At 69.6% G+C, this 20,034-nt stretch carries 16 protein-coding genes, 1 other RNA gene and 1 pseudogene; 11 read left to right on the forward strand and 7 right to left on the reverse strand.

Features of this window, described 5'->3' with window-relative positions; translation table 11 throughout:
- Positions 1–5: 5 nt before the first annotated feature.
- From AB0M26_RS26760 to AB0M26_RS26770, 3 genes are all read right to left on the reverse strand, one after another.
- A complete protein-coding gene (locus tag AB0M26_RS26760; protein ID WP_365264774.1) occupies positions 6–902 on the reverse strand; it encodes an N-acetylmuramoyl-L-alanine amidase in 897 nt (298 codons plus the stop codon).
- Between the two features lie 185 nt (positions 903–1,087).
- A complete protein-coding gene (locus AB0M26_RS26765) occupies positions 1,088–1,732 on the reverse strand; it encodes a class I SAM-dependent methyltransferase (protein ID WP_365264777.1) in 645 nt (214 codons plus the stop codon).
- Positions 1,733–1,944: 212 nt separating this feature from the next.
- Positions 1,945–2,550 carry a response regulator transcription factor gene (locus AB0M26_RS26770; RefSeq protein WP_365264779.1) on the reverse strand — a complete coding sequence of 202 codons (606 nt, stop codon included), beginning with the start codon at positions 2,548–2,550 and terminating at the stop codon, positions 1,945–1,947.
- A 727-nt stretch (positions 2,551–3,277) separates the two neighbouring features.
- Here AB0M26_RS26770 and AB0M26_RS26775 point away from each other — a divergent pair.
- The 3 genes from AB0M26_RS26775 to AB0M26_RS26785 all read left to right on the forward strand — a co-directional run bounded on the left by AB0M26_RS26775 (position 3,278) and on the right by AB0M26_RS26785 (position 6,552).
- Positions 3,278–4,150: a MaoC/PaaZ C-terminal domain-containing protein gene (locus AB0M26_RS26775; RefSeq protein WP_365264781.1), complete on the forward strand. Its 873-nt coding sequence runs from the start codon at positions 3,278–3,280 to the stop codon at positions 4,148–4,150.
- A gap of 300 nt (positions 4,151–4,450) precedes the next feature.
- Positions 4,451–5,527 carry a Zn-dependent alcohol dehydrogenase gene (locus AB0M26_RS26780; RefSeq protein WP_365264783.1) on the forward strand — a complete coding sequence of 359 codons (1,077 nt, stop codon included), beginning with the start codon at positions 4,451–4,453 and terminating at the stop codon, positions 5,525–5,527.
- Positions 5,528–5,538: 11 nt separating this feature from the next.
- Complete coding sequence (locus AB0M26_RS26785) at positions 5,539–6,552, forward strand: 3-oxoacyl-ACP reductase (protein ID WP_365264786.1); 1,014 nt, start codon at positions 5,539–5,541, stop codon at positions 6,550–6,552.
- Positions 6,553–7,071: 519 nt separating this feature from the next.
- On the opposite strand, the gene AB0M26_RS26790 is transcribed toward AB0M26_RS26785, so the two are convergent.
- Positions 7,072–8,274 (reverse strand): hypothetical protein, encoded by a 1,203-nt coding sequence (locus AB0M26_RS26790; RefSeq protein ID WP_365264788.1) that lies wholly within the window; start codon positions 8,272–8,274, stop codon positions 7,072–7,074.
- 214 nt (positions 8,275–8,488) lie between these two features.
- On the opposite strand from AB0M26_RS26790, the gene AB0M26_RS26795 reads away from it, so the two are divergent.
- Genes AB0M26_RS26795 through AB0M26_RS26805 form a run of 3 tightly spaced genes read left to right on the forward strand, consistent with a single transcriptional unit; the run spans position 8,489 to position 11,327 of the window.
- A complete protein-coding gene (locus tag AB0M26_RS26795) occupies positions 8,489–9,343 on the forward strand; it encodes a Nif3-like dinuclear metal center hexameric protein (protein WP_365264791.1) in 855 nt (284 codons plus the stop codon).
- A complete protein-coding gene (locus AB0M26_RS26800; RefSeq protein ID WP_365264823.1) occupies positions 9,340–10,083 on the forward strand; it encodes a C4-type zinc ribbon domain-containing protein in 744 nt (247 codons plus the stop codon). Before AB0M26_RS26795 ends, AB0M26_RS26800 begins: the two co-directional genes overlap by 4 nt.
- A 5-nt stretch (positions 10,084–10,088) precedes the next feature.
- Positions 10,089–11,327, forward strand: coding sequence for a bifunctional RNase H/acid phosphatase (locus AB0M26_RS26805; protein ID WP_365264794.1), 1,239 nt, complete (start codon positions 10,089–10,091; stop codon positions 11,325–11,327).
- A 280-nt stretch (positions 11,328–11,607) separates the two neighbouring features.
- Here AB0M26_RS26805 and AB0M26_RS26810 read toward each other — a convergent pair whose 3' ends face one another.
- Positions 11,608–12,645: a helix-turn-helix domain-containing protein gene (locus AB0M26_RS26810; protein WP_365264797.1), complete on the reverse strand. Its 1,038-nt coding sequence runs from the start codon at positions 12,643–12,645 to the stop codon at positions 11,608–11,610.
- 70 nt (positions 12,646–12,715) lie between these two features.
- Between AB0M26_RS26810 and AB0M26_RS26815 the strand changes: the two genes are divergently transcribed.
- Positions 12,716–14,047: a hypothetical protein gene (locus tag AB0M26_RS26815; RefSeq protein WP_365264799.1), complete on the forward strand. Its 1,332-nt coding sequence runs from the start codon at positions 12,716–12,718 to the stop codon at positions 14,045–14,047.
- Between the two features lie 320 nt (positions 14,048–14,367).
- On the opposite strand, the gene yaaA is transcribed toward AB0M26_RS26815, so the two are convergent.
- Positions 14,368–15,168, reverse strand: a complete 801-nt coding sequence (gene yaaA / locus AB0M26_RS26820; RefSeq protein ID WP_365264802.1) for a peroxide stress protein YaaA — start codon at positions 15,166–15,168, stop codon at positions 14,368–14,370.
- Positions 15,169–15,335: 167 nt separating this feature from the next.
- Between yaaA and rnpB the strand changes: the two genes are divergently transcribed.
- From rnpB to AB0M26_RS26840, 4 genes are all read left to right on the forward strand, one after another.
- An RNA gene (rnpB, locus tag AB0M26_RS26825) (RNase P RNA component class A) lies at positions 15,336–15,735 on the forward strand.
- A 729-nt stretch (positions 15,736–16,464) separates the two neighbouring features.
- Entirely contained in the window at positions 16,465–16,833 is a 369-nt protein-coding gene (locus tag AB0M26_RS26830) for a hypothetical protein (protein ID WP_365264805.1), read from the forward strand.
- 957 nt (positions 16,834–17,790) lie between these two features.
- Positions 17,791–18,990, forward strand: a complete 1,200-nt coding sequence (locus AB0M26_RS26835) for a cupin domain-containing protein (protein ID WP_365264807.1) — start codon at positions 17,791–17,793, stop codon at positions 18,988–18,990.
- Positions 18,990–19,493 carry a hypothetical protein gene (locus tag AB0M26_RS26840; RefSeq protein WP_365264809.1) on the forward strand — a complete coding sequence of 168 codons (504 nt, stop codon included), beginning with the start codon at positions 18,990–18,992 and terminating at the stop codon, positions 19,491–19,493. The genes AB0M26_RS26835 and AB0M26_RS26840 overlap by 1 nt, the downstream gene beginning before the upstream one ends.
- Positions 19,494–19,794: 301 nt before the next feature.
- On the opposite strand, the pseudogene AB0M26_RS26845 reads toward AB0M26_RS26840, so the two are convergent.
- Positions 19,795–19,933: pseudogene (locus AB0M26_RS26845) on the reverse strand (IS701 family transposase); the annotation flags it as partial.
- Positions 19,934–20,034 lie beyond the last annotated feature (101 nt).

Here is a 20,034-nt window from a genome sequence, read left to right on the forward strand (position 1 = left end):
AGAGATCACTGTTTGAGATGGGCCCCGATGCCGTCGGCAATGCCCTGCGCGGCGCGCCGGCGCCACTTCGCGCTCGTCAGCCGGTCGGCTTCGCGCGAATCGCGCATGTTGCCGCACTCGATGAACACCTTGGGAATCTTCGAGAGGTTGAGCCCGCCGAGGTCGGAGCGGACGTCAAGGCCCTTGTCGCCGACGTAGTTGGACGGGGCGCTGCCCGTCCTCTTCATGAACGCGGCCGCGATCCGCTCGCCCAGGTCGCGCGAGGGACCGACGATCCTCCCGGTGTCCGCAGACCCCTCCTTCACCTTCGCGGGAAGGATGACGTGGAAGCCGCGGTTGCCGGTGGCGGAGCCGTCGGCGTGGACGGAGACGGCGGCGTCGGCCCTGGCCTCGTTCCCGATCCGGGCGCGCTCGTCGACACACGGGCCGTACGGTCGGGAGCCGTCCTGCGTGAGCTTCACCGTCGCGCCCTCGGCTTCGAGGAGTTTGCGGATGCGGCGCGCGACGTCGAGGGTGAAGGACGCCTCGGAGTAGCCGTCGTTCGTGGAGGTGCCGGTGGTGTCGCACTCCTTGCGGCCCGTGCCGATGTCCACACTCCTGCCGATCTCTCCCGCGTGCTTGCGGTTGCCCGGGTTGTGGCCCGGGTCGATCACGACGACCTTCCCGGAGAGCGGGCCGCGACCCGAGGACGGGGACCCGTCGTCCCCGTCGTCGTCCGGGGTGTCGTCCGTGGTGTCGCCTCCGGGCGAGGACGCGGACTCGCGGGCCGGCGGTACGCCGTCGCCCTCCGTCGCCCCGGACTGCCCCGGCCCCGAGCCGCAGGAGACGGCGAGTGCGGCCAGCGCGAGGAGCACGGCGCCGCCGAGGGCGCCGCGCGGTGCGGGGGGTGATCCGTTCGACACGACCGCGATGCTAGTGCCGCACCCGCCGAGGCTTGCCCGGTGGGGAGGCGTCCTGGTGCGATCGGATGCAAGGCGCCGGATCGGTCGCGCAGTGGGCCTGCTCCGCTGATCCGGCGACGCGGCGGGCGGCCGTGCCAGGGCGGCGAGCGGGGCGAACCTTGGCGGGGGAGCCACCAGTGGCCCGTTCAGATGCCCGGAGCCGTACGCCGCAGGACGTGCAGCGAGCGGGTCGCCGAGACCTCGGTGAATGCGCCGGACTCCAGCGCCCGGCAGCGGATCCGGTACGGAGCCTGGCCGCCGTCGGCGGGGTCGGCGAAGACGTCGTGGATGACCAGGAGGCCGTCGTCCGCGATGTGCGGGGCCCAGCCCTCGTAGTCGGCGTTGGCGTGCTCGTCGGTGTGGCCCCCGTCGATGAAGACCAGGCCGAGGGGCGTGCCCCAGAGTGCGGCGGCCTGCGGGGAGCGGCCGACGACGGCGACCACGTGCTCCTCCAGGCCTGCCTTGTGGAGCGTGCGGCGGAAGACGGGGAGGGTGTCCATGCGGCCGACCTCGGCGTCGACCACGGTCGGGTCGTGGTACTCCCAGCCGGGCTGCTGCTCCTCGGAGCCGCGGTGGTGGTCGACGGTGACGGCGACGACCCCGGCCTCGCGGGCTGCGTCGGCGAGGAGGATGGTGGAGCGGCCGCAGTACGTGCCGACCTCGAGGAGCGGGAGCCCCAGGCGGGCCGCTTCGGCCGCGGCGGTGTGGAGGGCGAGTCCCTCGTCGACCGGCATGAAGCCCTTGGCCGACGCGAAGGCGGCCATCGTCTCCGGCTTGGGGCCCGGTGCCATGCGCTCTCTCCCGCTTCCGTGCCGGCTGTGTCCCGGTGGTGTTCCGGCGATGCTCCGTGACGCGGCGCGTAGCCCCCGACGTGCCGCGGTCGTCCATGCTGCCTCATGGGCCCGGTGCGGGATTCCCCGGGGTGGGGACGGAGCCCCCAGTACGGTCCGGGGGGAGGAGACCGCCGCGTACGTCGGACGGCGGCGCCCGGTGGCGCGGACGGTCAGAGCCAGCCGTTGCGACGGGCGGCCCGGGCCGCCTCCCCCTGATCGCGGGTTCCGGTCTTGCCGATCGCGGAGGAGAGGTGGCGGTGGACGGTGTCCTCGGAGACGGACAGTGCCGCCGCGATACCGGCTGCGTTCGCGCCGTCCGCCGCAGCCGCGAGCACCTCGCGCTCGCGCACCGTCAGCGGGTTCGGTCCGGTGCCGAGTGCGGCCGCCGCGAGGGCCGGGTCGATGACCGACTCACCCGCCAGCGCTCGGCGCACGGCCTCGGCCAGCTCCTCGACCGGCCCGTCCTTGAGCAGGAAGCCCGCGGCTCCGGCCTCACTCGCGCGCTGCAGATACCCGGGGCGTGCGAACGTCGTGAGGATGAGGACCCGGCAGCCGGGGACCTCGTCGCGCAGGTCGGCGGCCGTCTCCAGGCCGCTTCGGCCCGGCAGCTCGATGTCCAGCAACGCGACGTCGGGGATGGTGGTCAGAGCGGCGGAGACGACCTCGTCGCCGCGGCCGACCTGGGCCACGACCTCGATGTCCCGCTCCATGCCGAGCAGATGGGCCAGCGCGCCGCGTGTCATGCCCGGGTCCTCGGCCAACAGGACTCTGATCATGGTGGGCTCCCTGGCATCTCCGGCCGGTCCGGGCGGTTCGGGACGGTTCCATCCATTGCACTGTGGATCCGCCGATTTTGCCCGATCCTACGCCGAGGTGGGCGTTCGGGATCGTCGGCGTCACCTTGTCACGTCGCGCGCCTCCGTTCCGCCGCGCTCGACCACGTCCTTGCCCCCGGTTCGTACGGGGTGGTGCGGCGTCGGGGGTGCTTGCGGACACGGCGGGGCCGGGTGCGTGCGCGGCGACCGCACGCTCCTTGTCGATCTGACGTTCCGTCAGCACCCTTCCCTTGGGGCAAGGGGTGCGTTATACATGGGGGCCATCGGCTAGAACGCGTTCTACGTCGAGAGTGCGGGCGCGTTCCCCGCCGACCGGATACGACCCCGGTGCGACCGACGGTGCGGACGGCTGCGCCGGGGTCTCCCGTCCCGCATCGCCTCGTCCACCGTCGTCGTCCGCGCCCACCACGTCTTCACCGTCCGACCGGCCCAACGATTCCACCGGCTCCACCCGACCCGGCCCAACGTTCCACCGGCGCCACCCGACCCGGCTCCACCCGACCCGGCTCCACGTTCCACCGGCTCCACCCGACCCGGCTCCACCCGACCCGGCTCCACGTTCCACCGGCTCCACCCGACCCGGCTCCACGTTCCACCGGCTCCACCGGACCTCCGCGGGCCGCGCACCCCTCCTCGATACCACCGTGGCGAAGGAGCAGCACCGAGCATGCCCATCGACGTCGGAAAAGCCCTCACGGCCGAACCACGCAGGACCGACCTCGCCTGGAACCACAAGGACGTTCTGCTCTACCACCTCGGCGTCGGAGCGGGCTCCTCCCCGGACCGGGACAACGCGGCGATCCACCCCGACGAGTTGCGGTACACCCTGGAGAGCCGTCTCCAGGTGCTGCCCAGCTTCGCCACCGTCGCCGGCGGCGCCCTCGCGGCGGCCGGCGGGCTCTCCTCTCCCGGCATCGACGTCGATCTGGCGGCCGTCCTGCACGGCGGCCAGCACATCGAACTGCACCGCTCCCTCCCGGTGTCGGGCAAGGCCGTCCAGTCCTCGCGGATCGCCGCCGTGTACGACAAGGGGAAGGCAGCCGTCATCGTGCTGCGCTCCGATGCCGAGGACGACGACGGGCCGCTGTGGACCAGTGACACCCGCATCTTCGTACGGGGCGAGGGCGGGTTCGGCGGTGAGCGCGGGCCCTCCGAGCGCCTCGACGTCCCCTCGCGCGCCCCGGACTTCGCCGTCGAGCGCCCCATCCGTGAGGACCAGGCCCTGCTCTACCGGCTGTCCGGCGACTGGAATCCGCTGCACGCGGACCCGGACTTCGCCAAGCGCGCGGGGTTCGACCGGCCGATTCTGCACGGGCTGTGCAGCTACGGCATTACGCTCAAGGCGGTTGTCGACTCCGCGCTGGGCGGCGACGCCACGCGCGTCCGCTCGTACGGGACGCGCTTCGCCGGAGTCGTCTTCCCGGGCGAGACCCTGCGGATCCGGATGTGGCGGGGGGAGGGGAGCGTCCAGGCCGAGGTCACGGTCGCCGACCGGGACGACGCACCGGTGCTCGGCGACACCGTCGTCCGGCACTCCTGAACACCGTCGCCCGGCGCACCGGGCTCGCTCGTTGCCCGATGCCTCCTGTGTGCTGCCCCCGTCGAGCCGAACTCACCTGCCACGCAGGGTAGTTCGCGGGGTCCGGTACGGGCACGGGCGCGCGGCGAGCCCCGCAACGAACCCCCGAGAGCGACCGTCCGCCACCGACCCCAGCACGACCTCCGGAACCGTGCGCTGGAACCGACTTCCGCACGACCGTCCGCCACCGACCCCAGCACGACCGCCGAGAACCGGCGCCGCAAGACGGCCCGAACCGAACCGCCCGGAAGGGAGCACCCCATGCGCGCAGCCGTACTGCACGAGACAGGGCAGGACAAGCTCGATGTCCACGACGACGTCGAGGCCGTCGGGTTCGGCCCGGGAAAGGTGAAGCTGCGCATCCGGGCCACCGGGCTGTGCCACTCCGACATCTCAGCGATGAACGGCGTGCTGCCGCAGCCCGCCCCCTTCGTCCCGGGTCACGAAGGCGCGGGTGAGGTCATCGACGTCGGTGACGGGGTCACCGGTATCAGCCCGGGGGACCGCGTGCTGGTGTGCTGGCTTCCGGCCTGCGGAAGCTGCCCGTCCTGCAAGCGCGGCCAGAGCCATCTCTGCCTCACCGGTTTCCTGGGCGCCGGAACCCCCAACTTCAAGCGACCTGGCGGCGATGTGTTCGGCTTCGCGGGGACCGGCACCTTCGCAGAGGAGGTCGTGATCAGCGCCATGTCGGCCGTACCGATCCCGGACGACGTGCCGTACGACGTCGCCGCCCTCATCGGCTGCGGCGTCACCACCGGGCTCGGCGCGGCGCTCAACACCGCGAAGGTGGAAGCCGGTTCGTCGGTCGCCGTCATCGGCTGCGGCGGTGTGGGCATCAGCGCCATCCAGGGCGCACGGGCTGCGGGCGCCGCGCAGATCGTCGCCGTCGATCCCGTCGAGGGGCGGCGCGAGGCCGCGATCCGCTTCGGTGCCTCCGAGGCCGTGGCGCCGGAGGCCCTTCAGGACGCCAAGGAGCGGATCACCTCGGGCGAGGGCTTCGACTACGTCTTCGAGGTCGTCGGCAAGTCGGCCACCGCGCGCACCGCGTACGAGACGACCCGGCGCGGCGGCACCCTCTGCGTCGTCGGTGCCGGCGCGATGGACGACTTCCTCCGGTTCAACATGTTCGAGCTGTTCTTCGACGAGAAGCGGGTGCTGCCATCGCTCTACGGCGGCGGCGACGTCCTCAGGTCGTACGAGCGGGCCATCGCCCTCTGGCGGGCGGGCCGCATCGACCTCGAAGGACTCATCACGCACCGCGTCCGGCTGGCCGAGATCAACGACGCACTCGACCAGATGCGGACGGGCGAAGCGCTGCGCACCTGCATCGAGATCTGACGGGAGCTGCGATGAGTCTGGACGGCAGGACCGCCGTCGTCACCGGCGCCGGGCGCGGGCTGGGACGGGCCGAGGCCCTCGAACTGGCGCGCCTGGGCGCCCGGGTGGTGGTCAACGACTTCGGGCAGCCGGGCCGGGACGGCTCGGGCGGTGCGTCCTCGGGCCCGGCGGAGCGGGTGGTGGAGGAGATCAGGGCCCTGGGCGGGCAGGCCGTCGCCCACACCGGTGACGTGGCCGACTTCGACCAGGCGCGGGGTCTGATCGATCTGGCGATCGATACGTACGGTTCGCTCGACGTCCTCGTCAACAACGCGGGCATCCTGCGGGACCGGATGATCTTCTCGATGACCGAGGACGAGTGGGACTCGGTGATCCGCGTGCACCTCAAAGGGCATTTCAACACCACTCACTTCGCGGCGGTGCACTGGCGCGAGCGGTCGAAGGCGGTGGGCGGACCGGTGCACGGGCGGATCGTGAACACCTCGTCCGAGGCGTTCCTCGCCGGGTCACCGGGGCAGCCCAACTACGCGGCCGCCAAAGGCGGGATCATCGGCCTGACCACGTCGACGGCGCTCGCGCTCGCCAAGTACGGGGTGACGGCCAATGCCATCTGCCCGCGCGCCAGGACCCGTATGACCGAGGATGTGTTCGCGGACGTACCGACCGGAACGGCTTCGGGAACGGCGTCGGGAACGGCAACGGCACCGGCGGGCGGTCCCGTGGAAGACGAGGCCGAGGGCGGGGGGTCCGGGTCCATCGACCCGCTCGCGCCCGAGCATGTCTCACCCCTGGTCGGCTATCTCGCCTCGCCCGCCGCCGGGCAGGTCAACGGTCAGGTGTTCGTCGTCCACGGCGGCATGGTGGCGCTCCTCGAACGGCCCAGGGTGGCCATCCGGTTCGACACGGCCAAGGACGTCTTCAGCTACCACGAACTCGACGACCTGCTGACCCCGTACTTCGCCGAGCGCCCGCGGAGCGAGACCTTCGCGGCCGCGGAGGTGCTTGGCCTGAAGAAAGGCGGCTGACGAAAGGCCGCTGAAGAAAGGCAGTTGACGAAAGATCGTTGAAGGAATGGCTGAGGAGCGGCAGTTGAAGAAGCCCGGTTGAAACAAGCTCAGTTGAAAGAATCGGCTGAAGAAGGGTCACCGCGCAGGACGCTCCGAAGGGCGCACGTGCGGAGCGCGGCGATGTCAGCTCCTCGAGCCCTCGGAGGAAGGGCGGCGGTGCCGCCCGTGCGCCGGGGACTGGCTCTCCTCGGACGCGGCCGGGCCGCGGTGCTTTCCGTGCCCGTCGGCGGCCTGGGCGGTGGCTGCCTCCCGCGGATGCGGCTGATTCGTGTCGGTCCGTGCTTCGGACATAGAGGAATGTCTCCCCATGGGATCGCGTCGTGCCGTGCGCTCGGGGGCATCCGCAGCGAGCGTCCGTACGGGGGACAACCGGCCCTCCGTACAAAACTGATGAGCAGCCGTCAGGCCCATACCGACGCGCCCACGGGAGAGCTGCGCGGCCCCCGCCCGAGTCTAACCAGTCGGATGATCGTGAAGCTACCTGGTTCTGGCCATGGGGGCCTGCTGAAGGGGGACGGGGCGCAGCGGCGCGTCCGCTCGCCGCACCGTCACCACAGCCCCGCGCCCGGCCAGTTCCAGCTCCGAGGTCGCCCGGCCGGAGAGGTCCGGTCCCGCGGTTCCCGGGCCGGCCGGCGGGACCGGCCGCACCGGGCCCGGCGCATCGGCCGGAGCGACGGTCCGCGCCACCCCGCACGGCATCTGCGGAGTGGAGCACGGCAGCCGCAGCTCGCCCCGCGCCGTCCACAGTCCCACCCCTGCCAACCACCCCACGGGCGCAGGGAGTTGGTGCAGCCGCCGGCCCGCGGGCCGCCAGATGCCCACCCGGCTGCCCGCAGGCCCGTCGATGCGCAGCGCCACGGCGCAGTTCTCCGGCATCAGCATCTGCCCCGGCTGTACGGCGAACGGGGTCACCGCCGCGTCCGCGAGCCGCAACACCTCCGGGAACCGCAGCGGATGCCGGCTCCCCAGCACACCCCAGCCCAGCCGGTCGTGCCCGGCCGCGTCGGACCGTACGAGCAGCAGCCCGCTGTCCGGATCGGCCAGCAGCACACGGTCGTTGCTGTCCTCGGTGATCTGCAGCAGCGGGCTCGTCTCTCCGCCCCGCCCGAGGTCCACGGCCAAGGCCTTGACCGGGCCGCCCTCCGCCAACTCCTGGTCCAGCGCCAGCAGTCGGCCCGTACGGTCCAGCCAGGCTCCTCCCGAGCAATGGCCCGGCAGCTCGGCCACGCACTCCGGCCCCGCCGTGCCGCCGTGCACCCGCCACACCGCTGTGGACCGCTCGCCGGGCGCGAGGGCGAAGGCGTCCGTGCCGCCGGGCGGGGGCGGTAGCAGGACGAGTCGGTCGCAAGCGACGCTGCCGAGCGGCAGTTCACCGGTGCTGGGGCCCGACGGGTACAGCAGCGCCACGTCGTGGCGGTCGGCCACCCGGCGGCGGATGAGCACCCGCCCGTCGGCCAGCGGCAGCAGCTCGCTCTCCACCTCCTCGGGCTGGGCGAGGGGCAGCGGCACCGCGTACGGCTCCGGGCCCCCCAGTGTCCAGCGCTCCGGGTACCAGCTCCCGGGCTGCCCGCCGCTCACCAGCCGTGCCGCGTAACCGCCGTCCGCGGCGATCGTCATCGGCGCCGGCCGTACGCGCACGGTGCCGCTGTCCGTGATGCTCTCCAGGACACAAGCCGTCATCGCGTGGTCACCTCCTGCGACCGACCGTAGTTTTCGTACGCGTTGCCGACCGGGGCAAGTTGTCCAGGCTTCACACATACGGGTGTTGCCGGACCGGTTCGGCCCGGCTGCGCACGGGAGTTGTGCTCCGGCGGCCCCCGCCGGGCCGTGGCACGGTGCCGGGCGGATCCCCGTGCCGTTCGCTCGGGGGCAGGTGCGAGGTAACCTCTCACCCGTGCCCGCACTGTCTGAAGTCATCGCCGCGCTCGACGCCCTCTGGCCGCCCGAGCGGGCGGAGGAGTGGGACGCCGTCGGGACGGTCTGCGGTGACCCGGACGCCGCTGTGCAGCGTGTTCTCTTCGCCGTCGACCCCGTGCAGGAGATCGCCGAGGAAGCCGTGAAGCTCGGTGCGGACCTCCTCGTCACCCACCACCCGCTCTATCTGCGCGGTACGACGACCGTCGCGGCCTCCACCTTCAAGGGCCGTGTGGTGCACACCCTCATCAAGAACGACGTCGCCCTGCACGTCGCTCACACCAACGCCGACCGCGCCGACCCCGGGGTCTCCGACGCCCTCGCCGGCGCCCTCGGCCTGCGGATCACCGGCCCGCTCGTGCCGGACCCGGACGACCCGGCAGGCTGCCGCGGCCTCGGCCGGATCTGCGCACTCGACGAGCCCATGACGCTCCGGGACTTCGCCGAGCTGGCCGCCGCCCGGCTCCCCGCCACCGCGCAGGGCATCCGCCTCGCCGGGGACCCCGGCATCACGGTCTCCCGGGTCGCTGTGTGCGGTGGCTCCGGAGACAGCCTCTTCGACCGGGTGCGCGCGGTCGGCGCCGACGTCTTCGTCACGGCCGACCTGCGCCACCACCCCGCGTCCGAGGCCCAGCAGCAGAGCCCGCTGGGCCTGGTGGACGCCGCGCACTGGGCCACCGAGTGGCCATGGATCGAGCAGGCCGCCGCCCAGCTCGACGAGATCTCCGACCGTCACGGCTGGAATCTGCGCACGCACATCTCCCGTACGGTCACCGACCCGTGGAGCGCCCACGCGGCGTCCCACTCCACCGTCACCCCAGGAGCCCCGAACTGAACGCCGCGCCCGCCGACCAGATCCGCCTGCTCGACGTCCAGGCGCTCGACCTCCGTCTGTCGCAGCTCGCGCACAAGCGCATGAGCCTGCCGGAGCACGGTGAGATCGAGACCCTGAACGCCGACCTCGCCCAGTTGCGCGACCTGCTGGTCGCAGCCCAGACCGAGGAGAGCGACACCGCCCGCGAGCAGACCAAGGCGGAGCAGGACGTGGAGCAGGTGCGCCAGCGCGCCGCCCGCGACCAGCAGCGGCTGGACTCCGGGTCCATCACGTCCCCCAAGGACCTGGAGAACCTGCAGCACGAGATCGCCTCGCTCGCCAAGCGCCAGGGCGACCTGGAGGACGTCGTCCTGGAGGTCATGGAGCGCCGGGAGTCCGCCCAGGAGCGCGTCACCGAGCTGACCGGGCGCGTCGGGTCCGTCGAGGCCAAGTCCGCCGACGCCCAGGCCCGGCGGGACGCCGCCCAGCAGGAGCTCGACGCCGAGTCCGGTTCGGTGGCCAAGGAGCGCCAGGCGGCCGCCGCGGCCGTCCCCGCAGACCTGCTCAAGCTCTACGAGAAGCTGCGCGAGCAGCAGGGCGGCGTCGGCGCCGCGCGGCTGTTCCAGCGCCGCTGCGAGGGCTGTCGCCAGGAGCTGGCCATCACCGAGCTGAACGAGGTGCGGGCCGCGGCCCCCGACACCGTCATGCGCTGCGAGAACTGCCGCCGCATCCTGGTCCGTACGCCCGAATCCGGGCTGTAGTCCCGATGAGTGCGGGGAGCAGGCGGCGCTTCGTCGTCGAGGCGGACGGCGGCTCCCGGGGCAACCCGGGGCCCGCCGGCTATGGCGCGGTCGTCCGCGACGCCGAGTCCGGGGAACCGGTCGCCGAGGCCGCCGAGTACATCGGTACCGCGACCAACAACGTCGCCGAGTACCGCGGGCTGATCGCGGGGCTGCGCGCCGCGCACGCCCTCGACCCGGAGGCCGAGATCCAGGTCCGCATGGACTCCAAGCTCGTCGTCGAGCAGATGACGGGCCGCTGGAAGATCAAGCACCCGGACATGCGTCCTCTGGCCGCCGAGGCGAGGACCGTCCACCCGGCCGACCGGGTCTCGTACGAGTGGATCCCGCGGGCGAAGAACAAGCACGCGGACCGGCTGGCCAACGAGGCCATGGACGCGGGTAGGCGCGGCGAGCAGTGGGAGCCGTCGCGCTCCACGGCCGCGCTCGACAGCGGGCCGGGCGGGGCCGGTGCGGGCGGTGCCGCTGCGGGCGGCTCCCGCTCGGCGACAGCGCGCCCCGACGCCGCCGACGAGGAGGACGATCCACTCGCCGAACCTCCGCGGGCCTCACCGGTCGGCTGGGCGGCGCCCGCCGACCTGGGCAAGCCCACCACGTTCGTCCTGCTGCGGCACGGAGAGACCGCCCTCACCCCCGAGAAGCGCTTCTCCGGCAGCGGCGGCACGGACCCGGAGCTGACGGAGACCGGCCGGCGCCAGGCCGAGCACGCGGCCGCCGTCCTCGCCTCACGCGGCACGATCGAGGCCGTCGTCACCTCACCGCTCCGCCGCTGCCGCCAGACGGCGGAGGTGGTCGCCCGCAGGCTCGGGCTGGACGTTCGTACGGACGAGGGGCTCCGGGAGACGGACTTCGGCGCCTGGGAGGGCCTGACCTTCGCGGAGGTCCAGGAACGGTACGGGCCCGACCTCGACGCCTGGCTCGCCTCCGTCAGGGCCGCGCCGAGCGGCGGGGGCGAGAGCTTCGCGCAGGTCGCGCGCCGCGTCGCGCTCTCCCGCGACAAGCTGCTCGCCCGCTACGCGGGCCGCACGGTCCTGCTCGTCACCCATGTCACACCGGTGAAGACGCTCGTACGCCTCGCGCTCGGCGCCCCGCCGGAGTCCCTGTTCCGGATGGAGCTGTCGACGGCGTCGCTGTCGGCGGTGGCGTACTACGGGGATGGCAACGCGTCGGTGCGGCTGTTCAACGACACGAGCCATCTGCGCTGACCGAGCGGTCCGCGCCGGCACGGCGTCCGCGACGACCCGGATCGCCTCGGGCGCGGCGGGCGTCCGCAGGGGTGACCTCGATCTACCGGCAGCCCCCCGCGCACCAGCGCGCGGGCGAGCGGCACCGCGTCGGCCGCGTCGTCCAGACCACGGCGGGGATGACGGGGGCGAGGCTGAGCACGGACGTCGTGCGCGCCATCCTGCCCAGCGCTCGAGGCGTCGTGCAACGAGCGTCGCATGGTGTGCGACGAGCCGGGTTCGGCGTCCTCGGCGCCGTCGCTCACGCTTCGGTGGACGGCAGGTCCGGCGTACGGAAGACGCGGCGGTACGCGGTGGGGGAGACGCCGAGTGCGGCCCTCATGTGTTTGCGCAGAGAACTGCTGGTCCCGAAACCGGCCGTGCAGGCAACGTCGTCAACGGAAAGGCTGCTGGTCTCCAACAGGTGCCGGGCGCGCTCGATGCGCTGGTGCAGGAGCCACTCCGTCGGACTCGCCCCTGTCTCCGCGCGGAAGCGCCGGGTGAACGTGCGTACGCTCATGGACGCTTGCTGCGCCAAGTCCCGGAGAGTCAGCGGTCGGCCGAGGTGCTCGAGGGCCCATGCGCGAGCGGGCAGTGTGGACGTGAACCGGGGTTCCGGTACAGGGCGCTTGATGTACTGCGCCTGGCCGCCGTCCCGATGGGGAGGTACGACAGCGCCGCGCGCCACCGTATTGGCGAGGGTTGCGCCGTGGTCCCTGCGCAGCAGATGAAGGCAGAGGTCTATGCCGGCCGCTTTGCCGGCGGACGTCAGCACATCCCCGTCATCCGTGTAGAGGACGTCCGGTTGGACATCCACCTTGGGGAAGAGCTGCTTGAAGTGGTCGATCTGGCTCCAGTGGGTCGTGGCCGGCCGGCCGTCGAGCAATCCGGCGGCCGCCAGCAGATAGGCACCCGTACAAATGGAGACCACGCGAGCATCTGGGGCGATCCGATCGAACGCGGCGGTCAGGGGCGGCGTGAGTCGGCCCTCCGTGTACGCCGTGCCCAGCTCCTCCGTGGCGGGCACGATGACGGTGTCCGCGGTTGCCAGCGCCTCTGGTCCGTGCTGGACGAGAATCGGGTGGTCCGAGTCCGTCCGTACCGCGCCCGGTTCCACCGTGCACGTCATGACCTGGTACAGCGGCTCCCGGCAGGCGTCGCGAGCAGCCCCCAGAAGGCAGTTGGGGATGGCGAGCTCGAAGAGGATCACTCCCGGCAGTGCCAGTACGGCGACCCGGTGTCCGTCCTTCCCCTGTGACGGCTGTGACGAGCCGCTCCGAAGGTTCATCGTCTGCGACATGGCCCGATCTTCCCACATAGTGTCCCTCAGGCCACTATGCGCGGTTTTCTGCGGCTGTGAGGCTGCATTCATGCCTCAACTCCAGGCCGTCATCAATGAGATGGAGCGAGTCGCGCTTCCTCAGCCATTGGCGCAACCGCGACGATTCTTCAAGAGCCCCGGAATGCGGCCCTACAACCGCCTGGCCGTATTCGTCATCGCCGTGAATGCGGCAATGGGGTTTGCGTTCCGGGGCGATGTCCTGGGCTCCCCGCCGGCCCTGTCACTCGCCGCGACCATCAACGTCGCGCTGGCTGTTCTGATTCGGCAGCAACACGTGGTGAATGGCGCATTCCGGCTGGCTACGCGTGCCCGTCACGGGTGGCCGATCAGCATCAGATGGGCGCTGGCCAAGGTCTATCAGATCGGAGGTCTGCACGTCGGGGCGGCGGTGTCCGGGGCCTGCTGGCATGTTCTGCTGACGGCATGCCTGACGCGCCGTGCCCTGCACGGCGATGCCGACCCTCCGCTGTTGACGGTGGCCTGTGCGCTGACCGTCCTCCTGGTGTCGATGGTTGTCACCGCCATGCCCCGCTTCCGCAAGAGGTTTCATGACACCTTCGAAGGAATCCACCGATTCGGAGGCTGGGCGGCGACCGCGCTGTTCTGGTTCCAGGGACTGATTCCTGCCCACCGCGCATGGGCTCGGCACGCCACCTTTGCCTCTCCGCTCGACCACCCCGCGCTCTGGCTCCTGGCGCTCACCACCGTGAGCAGCTCACTGCCGTGGCTGCGCCTGCGCAAAGTGGCCGTCGACATAGTGAGGCCGTCCGCCCACGCGGCACTGGTGCACTTCGACCACGGGGTCACTCCCGTCTGCGGTTCGGGGCTGCCCATCAGCCGCAATCCATGGACGGGTTGGCACGCCTTCGCCAGCATTCCGACACCTGGCAGGACGGGCTATCGCATGGTCATCTCGAGAGCCGGCGACTGGACGGCTTCATTCATCGATGAAATGCCCGGACATGTATGGGTGAAGGGAGTCCCCACCTGCGGAGTCGGCCATATTGCGAGGCTGTTCGACCGGGTGGTGTTCGTCGCCACCGGAAGCGGCATCGCTCCGGTACTTGCGCATCTGCTCGCCGATTATGTTCCGTCGCACCTCGTGTGGGTGACGCGGAACCCACGAGAGACCTATGGAGATCAACTCGTGGACGAAATCGTCGCCGTGCAGCCGGGGGCAAGAATATGGGACACCGACCGGGACGGCCGCCCCGATCTTCTGTCGATGGCATACGCCGCCTATGCGTCCTTCGATGCGGAAGCAGTCATCTGCATCTCCAACGAGACCTTGACGTGGCGGGTGGTACACGGTCTCGAAAGCCGAAACGTTCCGGCGTTCGGCGCCATATGGGACTCCTGACACCACGGATACGCGCGGCCCCGGCCACCGGGGCACCGGTGCGTGCGCCTACGCAATTCCTCACCACGGAGGTGTTCCGGCGACATGGATTTCTGCCACTACGACTGTGTGCGGTACTCGGACATGCGGCGCAGGGAGAAGACCGCGGAAGCCACCCGGCGGGCCATCGCGCTGGAAGCGGCCAGGCAGCAGCGAACCCCCCGCAGGTGGCGCCCGTGGTTCTCGCGGCCGGTGCGGGACCGCCGATGACAGCACCGCCTCACGCGGGCCGTGGGCGAGCCGACCTCGTCGTGCGGCGCGCCCGCCTTGCGGTGAGCCGGTCAGTGGATCTCGCTCACCACGACGTCCAGCCGCCAAGCCGCCCCGCGCTTGGCGGGCGCCTCGGCCTCGACCACGTACCCGAGATCGCGCAGCGCCTCGACGAGCCGTGCGGGGTCCTTCGGCGCCGCGCCCGCGGTCAGCAGTTCCCGTACGAGCCGTCCCTTGGTCGCCTTGTTGAAGTGGCTGACCACAGACCGCTTTTCGACACCGTCCACCATCTGCGCGTGCAGCACGCGCATCGCCGCGGTACGTCCGGCGATCTCGCCCTTCGGCTTCCACGCGGCGGCGTACGCGGCCGACCGCAGGTCAAGGACGAGCCCGCCGCCCGCCATCTCCGGAATCACTTCGTCCATGGGCTTCCGCCAGTACGCGCCCAGCGCGCCGAGTCCGGGCAGCTTGACCCCCATCGAGCACCGGTACGACGGAATGCGGTCGTTGATCCGTACCGCGCCCCACAGCCCGGAGAAGACCAGCAGGGACCGCGCGGCACGCCGGTGGGCGGCCGAGTCGAGGGTGGACAGACCGAGCGCGTCGTAGAGAACGCCCGTGTAGATCTCGCCGGCGGGGCGGGCGGGCGCGGTCCGCAGCGCGGCGTTCTTGGCCACCTCGCCGCGCAGCCCCTCGCTCAGGCCCAGCACCTCGCGTGCCTTCTCCTCGTCGCCGGTGCAGAGCGAGACCAGCTCCTCCAGCACCGCCTCGCGCGCCGGGCCGAGCCCCTGGAGGGACAGCCGCTCGGCCTTGAGCGCGGCCCCGGACCCGCCGACGGCCTTACCTTCGGACGGCGGCAACAGCACGAGCACGGTGGATCTCCTTCACGGCGGGGTGGTCGGGGGCGTGCCGGTGGTCGGCGTACGGCTGATGAGCCGACGAGGCCCCGGCGTCGCAGCCTAACCGGCGCGGGCCGGGCGGCCCTCCGGCGGCGGGCCGACGGGCTCTCCGCGGCGGGTACCATGGTCAACACGGCAGACGAGCCGAGCGGGCGGTCGCGTCGGGACCTTCGGGCCCCGCCGAGGAACGTCCGGGCTCCGAAGGGCAGGGTGGTGGGTAACGCCCACCCGGGGTGACCCGCGGGACAGTGCCACAGAAAGCAGACCGCCGGGGACCTCGGTCCTCGGTAAGGGTGAAACGGTGGTGTAAGAGACCACCAGCGTCCGAGGTGACTCGGACGGCTCGGTAAACCCCACCCGGAGCAAGGTCAAGAGGGAGCGCCCCGGTGCTCCTGCGCGGACGATCGAGGGCTGCCCGCCCGAGTCCGCGGGTGGACCGCACGAGACCGGTGGCAACGCCGGTCCTAGATGGATGACCGCCTCCCGCCGGGCCGCGAGGCCCGGCGGAGACAGAACCCGGCGTACAGCTCGACTCGTCTGCCGCTACTGCTGCTTTTCCTCGGAAGGGCCTCTGACCTGCGTCGGAGGCCCTTTCCGCTCTTTCGGGGACTTGCCGAGCTACTAGGTGGCGGAAAGTCCCTCGGAAGTCCCTCGGACAGCGCTGAAAGTCCCTGAAAAGTCCCAGGAGGATGGGGTTGAAGGACGCCTCTGAGCTGGGGTTGATCGACCGGGCATAGCGCATTGGCGTCCGTGCACCGCAATGCAACTGCCCGTGAGGCAAGGACGTGGCCAGGGGGCGGGCATGCAGAACTGGCCGCGGCTGAGGTCAGTCGGCTCAAACTCAACCCATGCCCGCGTCAGGATCCAACTACGCCACGTGATCCCCTCGCTCGCTGGAGACAGCAACAGAACGGCCCCAGATCGACAAGGTGCAGGCGCTCGTCACCGAGGACCTGGAGGAGTTCCCGACTCTCACCGACGAGCTCATTCACGAAGGGATCGTGCCGAGCTGAGAGCTGGACACAGCCGACAGTCTCACCGACGTACTGATCTGGCGACTGCGGCGGCTGGGCAAGCTGCCCGCCACTCCAGACGCAACCCGTACAGGCACGAACTCGCGTCGGCCCAAGAGGCGGCTCCGAACTGGCGAGCCACAGGTCGTCGAGCCCGGACTAGACATCGGCAGCCGACGGCTGTTGGGGCAGGTCGGATAGAGAGAAGGAGACAGTTTCGACGCCGAGCGAGGACCTTGAGCCCCCGAGAGCCGGTGTGCCGGAGACGCCCTCCGGGGACGACCCACTGCTGCGGCTCCAGCACGAGATGCAGCTCCAACGACAACATCGTGGTCTCCATGCCACTGTCCACCCTGATGAAATCCTCATCACCGGCATTACCGTCATGTGCTCGCAGTGTGGCGCTCGCCGGGACTGGATGGTGATCCGCGACAGAGCCGAGATCAGCATTCGCTGCCGCTGCTCGTACCAGTGGGTTGAGCGCGAACTGACCTGCGCGGACGATCAGGCGATGATCGACGACGGTGTCGGTCCGGACTTCCCGAGCCTGCAGGCTGCAGCCCAGGCTGCGGGATGCGACGGCACGCTGGCCGGCACTTATCTCGCCGCCCCCGGGCCCCAATAGGCTATGCCGCGGACATCCTCGACGCTTCTGGCGAGGCGAGCCGTCCGGTGCAGCGGCGCAGACTCCAGAGCTCGCCATGAAGACACCCGGATAGAGCGGGTGCCTTCAGCGCTCCCGAAGCAGGCAGATCGCACCTGGCCAGGTGAAGAACATGCCCACTGCGGGGAGGGCCCGGCGATCTCGAGGAAACTTCCCGTTACCCAATCGACCCTGCAAGTGCCGCGGGCCGGCCGCAGGCCATCGCGAAAGCTGCTCATCCAATACCGGCACAAGGCCCTCGGCAACGGCGCAACAAAGACACCATCAACCGATCGGTAGCGTTCATGATCGGCTCCGGTGAGCGCAGTAACATCGCGCCTCCACGGAGATAAGAGCTCACGCCATACAAATCGATCCCTCACCGGCCGGAGCGCCAGTAGTCACCGGCTCCACCCAGGACATCGGGGCGGCCATCCCCACCGGCCTCGCCCACGCCAGCGCTCACGTCGTCCTCAACGGCCGCAGCGAGTAGCGCGTAAAGCACACGGTCCGGACCATCCCGCACCGAGCGCAGCAACGAGAAGACCACGGGCGCCGCAGGAGACCTGGCGACCGAGGAAGACACCCACGCCGTCCTCGAAACCGTCCCCGAGGCGGACATCCCTGCCCGCCGCCGACCGCGGACCCGCCAAGAATTCTGCCGACACCGACGTCACCATCAACTCCGTCACCGCCGGCTACGGGCTGATCCAAGGAACGGTCTTCGCCGCAGCACACCGTGACCATCTGGCCACCCACAGGCTCCTACGCCAGGCATAGATCGAATTGACCCTTCTCTCCTCCGGCGCACGGTGCAGTGGCGTCGGGGCGGGTCGGCGCGGCAAATGGATGGTTTTCTGACATCCCAGTGGGTCCACCCTGCGCTCCACGGAAAGGACGACTATGAATTGCCAGGTGACACCTTGTAGCTCGCAAGCAATGGACCTTAATTGGCTCTTGGATCCGATTACGGACTCCGAGTTCTTTCGAACCAACTGGGAAGTGCAACCCCTCTTCATCGACAGAGGGGCCCCTGACTATTTCGCGACTCTACCCGGACTTGACTCGGTTGAAGAGTTGATTACAGCAACATCGAGTGGAAAAATTCGATCGAGGGAAGATGCGAATCTCGTTCGGAGCGAGCCAATCGGAACCCCGTCCGCGCGGGAAATCCAACTGAACGTCAAAGGCATTCCCGATATTCAGGATGTCTATCGCGCGTATCGCGAGGGATATACAGTTATCGTCAATCGGATTCATTACCGGTCCGCTGTGGTTGCAGATCTCAGTCGCGCTTTGGAGGCCTCGCTTCATCACCCGGTTGGCGTAAACCTTTATCTCACTCCGCAGCACGGCCAAGGTCTCCCCCCTCATGTGGATACGCACGACGTTTTCATTTTGCAGCTGCACGGAGTCAAGGAGTGGCATGTCGGAAGTCCACCTCAGGAGCTTCCACTTGCCAATGCAGAGAAAGAGAAGATTGAACTCTGTGAATTTCGAAAATTCAGATTGAACCCTGGCGACATGCTCTACCTGCCGCGAGGATTTCCGCATGAGGCGCTGACGTCAACCTCCTCTTCGCTCCATCTGACAGTTGGTGTCCACGCCTACCGCTGGATCGACCTCATGAGCGAGGCGCTCGGAGCACTAGCCGAGGAGGATTTGCAGCTCAGGCGCACACTGCCGCCAGGTTTCCTTGATCGACCCCTCGATGTCGCACACGTGTCTGGGCTCGTGGAAGGGCTGGCAGGGTGCCTGAAAAGGGGGCCCTTGGCGGAGCGGGCGAAGGTTCGCCTCGGCACAAAGCTGTTCCAGGACGCCAAGGCAGTGGGCTCAGGGAATTTTCGCTCGCTGGACGCTATTGCAAGTCTGACTGAAGACTCGCTTATTGCCCGCGTCCCCGATCTCTTCTGCCAAGTGCGGTCGAACTCCGGCGAGTCCGTGATCGAATTCCCGGGCAACTTTGTTTCAGGGCCCCTATTCTTGGAATCGGCGCTCAGGTTCATCGCAAATCATGATCACTTTGTGGTGCGTGACCTGCCTGACACACTTTCGCGCGAAGATAAACTTGATCTCGTAGGCAGACTGGTTGCTGAAGGACTCCTCCAAATCCTCCCGGAAAGTAAGGAAGACGTCTGATGGCTGTTGGTAAGGGCGACATGGGGTCGTATGATTCGAGCCCGCAGCAGGCTTCTGGAGGCCGTCCTTCAGGAAACGCGATGAATGCCGACGATGATCTTGTGCTGAGTCGCTGGTACCAGGCTCTTTTGATGCAGGATTCTCGGTATGACCGCAAAGATCTCTTCAAGAATCTCGTCAAGCTGGCCGCAGTGTCCATGAGTGATGACGAATTTCGACAACGATTGGTCAACGACACAGGGAGCGTCCTCGCCGAATTCCAGTCCTGGCTAAATCTGCCAGCGGGGTTGACCATTAAGTTCTGGGACAACACGCCAGATACTCTGCACATCGTCCTGCCTCCCAGGGCCGGAGAGGCGAGCAAGCGACCTGAACCACTGCGCAACCTCCTACGCTCGCGCCCCATGGACCATGGGGGAGGTCGGGACGACTGGACCGACTTTGGTGACCCCGTTGATCTTCAATGGAATCCCAACCACGGCGACCGCGGCAAGGATGGGTAGAGCCAGGCGGACCAGTGCAGCAGGTGTGCCAGATTGCGGCAAGGCTGTGGCAGCACGGTGGCTCGCAGCAGGCGGACCAGTTCGCGAGCACTTGCCACGACGAGACGGACAGGGCCGGCGGGGGTGGTGATACGGGCGCGGGTGATGGCGAGGACGGCGGCGGCGAGCATGCTGATCAGGGTCCACCGTATCCAGGAGTTCCAGCAGATGTCTGGCCCTCGTCGAGGCCGCAGACGCCCTTTGCGAGCTGGAAGTCCTCTTCGACCTTCCAGCGGCGGGTGATCACATCGATCAGGGCCGACAGCATGGCGGCGGCGAGCTGCGGCTTGGTGGCGAACTCCACCTCGTCGGGGAACATGGGTGAGCGGACGGCGCTCTTCGTCTTCGGTCCAGGCGGCCGGCGGGTACAGGGCACGGTCGATGATGGCGTGGCCGCGCTCGCCGGCATTGGTGAGGTGGACGGCGACCTGGCACAGCCCCACCCCGCCGAGGGCCTGTATTTCAATTACAGCTTGGTGTAAGGGAGTTGGCGGGATAATGG

Source organism: Streptomyces sp. NPDC051776, from assembly GCF_040681345.1.
Taxonomy (GTDB): domain Bacteria; phylum Actinomycetota; class Actinomycetes; order Streptomycetales; family Streptomycetaceae; genus Streptomyces.

Coding starts and splice junctions, on each gene's coding strand:
- AB0M26_RS26765 (WP_365264777.1), bottom strand. CDS start 1,732: ATGGCACCGGGCCCCAAGCCGGAGACGATGGCCGCCTTCGCGTCGGCC.
- AB0M26_RS26770 (WP_365264779.1), bottom strand. CDS start 2,550: ATGATCAGAGTCCTGTTGGCCGAGGACCCGGGCATGACACGCGGCGCG.
- AB0M26_RS26775 (WP_365264781.1), top strand. CDS start 3,278: ATGCCCATCGACGTCGGAAAAGCCCTCACGGCCGAACCACGCAGGACC.
- AB0M26_RS26780 (WP_365264783.1), top strand. CDS start 4,451: ATGCGCGCAGCCGTACTGCACGAGACAGGGCAGGACAAGCTCGATGTC.
- AB0M26_RS26785 (WP_365264786.1), top strand. CDS start 5,539: ATGAGTCTGGACGGCAGGACCGCCGTCGTCACCGGCGCCGGGCGCGGG.
- AB0M26_RS26790 (WP_365264788.1), bottom strand. CDS start 8,274: ATGACGGCTTGTGTCCTGGAGAGCATCACGGACAGCGGCACCGTGCGC.
- AB0M26_RS26805 (WP_365264794.1), top strand. CDS start 10,089: ATGAGTGCGGGGAGCAGGCGGCGCTTCGTCGTCGAGGCGGACGGCGGC.
- AB0M26_RS26810 (WP_365264797.1), bottom strand. CDS start 12,645: ATGTCGCAGACGATGAACCTTCGGAGCGGCTCGTCACAGCCGTCACAG.
- AB0M26_RS26815 (WP_365264799.1), top strand. CDS start 12,716: ATGCCTCAACTCCAGGCCGTCATCAATGAGATGGAGCGAGTCGCGCTT.
- AB0M26_RS26835 (WP_365264807.1), top strand. CDS start 17,791: ATGGACCTTAATTGGCTCTTGGATCCGATTACGGACTCCGAGTTCTTT.
- AB0M26_RS26840 (WP_365264809.1), top strand. CDS start 18,990: ATGGCTGTTGGTAAGGGCGACATGGGGTCGTATGATTCGAGCCCGCAG.